Raw genomic sequence first — 2,458 nt, forward strand, 5'->3', positions numbered from 1 at the left:
AGCATGACCTTGGTCGCCAGCTCGCGATTCAGGTTAAAAAACACCTCGAGCACTTCGACGACGAAATCCATCGGTGTGTAGTCATCGTTGAACAAAACCACCTTGTACATCGGCGGCGCCTGTAATGCAGGCTTTGCTTCCTGAACAGCAACGCCCGCCGAACCGTCGTCGTGTTCCTCCGGGTGATCCTTTTGGAAAGTCGGGCGATCCTGATTGAATGTTAGTCGAATCTGGCTGATTGCATGCATGGAAAGAAAGGTTCGTCAGTTGTGCAAATACAGTGGTGGGGGCGGTTGTACACGTTTTCAACTCCGACTGCCCGGTCACCTTGACTATCGGGAAAACGGTGTTACAACCAATAGAGCCCACAGTGGGTAAAAAAGATCCGCGGAGTCAATCCTTTTAACGGATTAGATTGCGGATGAATTGGATGATACTCCAGCGATGGAATCTGTTGCAGAGGGATTTGAGCATGGCAGGCGTCAAGGTCAGCGGTAAGGTCAAATGGTTCAACAATGCCAAGGGTTTTGGATTCATTAACGAGGACAGCCAGACAGAAGACCTGTTTGCCCATTACTCGGCGATCCAGATGGATGGTTACAAAACCCTGAAGGCCGGCCAAGAGGTGTACTTCGAACTTATTCAAGGCCCCAAAGGCCTGCACGCCATCGCGATTCAGGACAAAAAAACAGTGGATGACGCAGTTGGTGCAGCAGCGGCCGCAGCCGCCGCTACCAGCCAAGCCGCAGTCGTGAGCTGAGCAACCCTCGCCCAAGACGTCCGGCCATAAAAAAACCGCCTGACTCAATTCATCGAGTCAGGCGGTTTTTGTGTGCCTGCGTTTTACATGTGCGAGATCAGCGCATCACCGAAGCCCGAAGACGACACCAGTTTGGCCCCATCCATCAGACGCTCGAAGTCATAGGTCACGGTTTTGGCCGAGATAGCGCCGTTAGTGCCCTTGATGATCAGATCCGCCGCTTCCGTCCAGCCCATGTGGCGCAGCATCATTTCCGCCGAGAGAATCAGCGAACCCGGGTTGACCTGATCCTTGCCGGCATACTTCGGCGCGGTACCGTGGGTGGCTTCGAACATCGCCACGGTGTCGGACAGGTTGGCGCCCGGCGCGATGCCGATACCGCCCACTTCTGCCGCCAGGGCATCGGAGAGGTAGTCACCGTTGAGGTTGAGGGTCGCGATCACATCGTATTCGGCCGGGCGCAGCAGGATCTGCTGGAGCATGGCGTCGGCGATGGCGTCTTTGACCACAACGTTCTTGCCGGTTTTCGGGTTTTTGAACTGCATCCACGGGCCGCCGTCGAGCAGGGTCGCGCCGAATTCTTCAGCGGCTACTTCGTAGGCCCACTCTTTGAAGGCACCTTCGGTGAACTTCATGATGTTGCCTTTGTGCACGATGGTCAGCGAATCGCGGTCGTTATCGACCACATATTGCAGAGCCTTGCGCGCCAGACGCTTGGTGCCTTCCAGCGAAACCGGCTTGACGCCGATGCCGCAGTTTTCGTCGAAACGGATCTTGGTGACGCCCATTTCTTCTTTAAGGAATTTGATGACCTTGGTGGCTTCCGGCGAACCGGCCTTCCACTCAATGCCGGCATAGATGTCTTCGGAGTTCTCGCGGAAGATGGTCATGTCGACGTCGCCAGGCTTTTTCACCGGGCTTGGTACGCCTTCGAACCAGCGCACCGGGCGCAGGCAGACGTACAGGTCGAGCTGCTGACGCAGGGCCACGTTCAGCGAACGGATGCCGCCACCGACTGGCGTGGTCAGCGGGCCTTTGATGGAAACCACGTAATCCTTGACCGCGTCCAGGGTTTCCTGAGGCAGCCAGGTGTCCTGATCGTAAACCTGAGTGGCTTTTTCCCCGGCGAAGACTTCCATCCAGGAAATCTTGCGTTTACCGCCGTATGCCTTTTGAACTGCAGCATCGACAACCTTGATCATCACCGGGCTGATGTCGACACCAATGCCGTCACCTTCGATGAAGGGGATGATCGGGTTATCAGGAACATTGAGAGAATGGTCTGCATTGACGGTGATTTTGTCGCCGACGGCTGGAACCTGAATCTTCTTGTAACCCATGCTGAACTCCATTGTTTGGATTGAACATCTGGCTTGGTTCGAGCGTAACCCAGTTAAATCAACACGCAAACCCTCTGTTCGCGGCGCAGGCACATCTGGTTTCGTACAAGCCTGAAAGCAAAGGGAAAAGCGCCAAACTCAAGCATTCGCAACGACTCTACGCCCCACCCTGCCCTGCGACCTTTAGACCAATGGACGAGAATCGTTGCATATGAACCATCGGCAGATTGCCAGCTACCTATGTATAATGCCCGCCGCTGACCACAGGGTCACGACGGTTGGCCTCTCTAGAACGAGACTTTCCGCCTGTTTGGTCTGGTTGTTACCGCAGCCTGACTGCTTGACGCTCTACTGATGC

Annotated in this window: 3 protein-coding genes; 1 reads left to right on the plus strand and 2 read right to left on the minus strand. The window is 55.2% G+C overall.

The genetic code is table 11. The features are described from left to right. Window positions 1-248, minus strand: a 248-nt coding sequence (locus tag ACIP1X_RS28610; protein ID WP_400755943.1) for an ATP-dependent Clp protease adaptor ClpS, incomplete at its 3' end; no start/stop codon positions are given. A 224-nt stretch (window positions 249-472) separates the two neighbouring features. Between ACIP1X_RS28610 and cspD the strand changes: the two genes are divergently transcribed. Continuing rightward, the gene (cspD, locus tag ACIP1X_RS28615) at window positions 473-760 is read left to right on the plus strand and encodes a cold shock domain-containing protein CspD (RefSeq protein ID WP_400755944.1); all 288 of its coding nucleotides are present in this window, start codon (window positions 473-475) and stop codon (window positions 758-760) included. Between the two features lie 83 nt (window positions 761-843). Here the strand turns inward: cspD and icd are convergent, their stop codons facing one another. Then, entirely contained in the window at window positions 844-2,100 is a 1,257-nt protein-coding gene (gene icd, locus ACIP1X_RS28620; RefSeq protein ID WP_159813875.1) for an NADP-dependent isocitrate dehydrogenase, read from the minus strand. Window positions 2,101-2,458: the final 358 nt, after the last annotated feature.

It is taken from the genome of Pseudomonas sp. NPDC088885 (assembly GCF_044750025.1).
Lineage (GTDB): Bacteria > Pseudomonadota > Gammaproteobacteria > Pseudomonadales > Pseudomonadaceae > Aquipseudomonas > Aquipseudomonas rustica.

Bases quoted from the DNA above. Each gene is read 5' to 3' on its own strand.
- icd (WP_159813875.1), bottom strand. From the start codon at position 2,100: ATGGGTTACAAGAAGATTCAGGTTCCAGCCGTCGGCGACAAAATCACC.
- cspD (WP_400755944.1), top strand. From the start codon at position 473: ATGGCAGGCGTCAAGGTCAGCGGTAAGGTCAAATGGTTCAACAATGCC.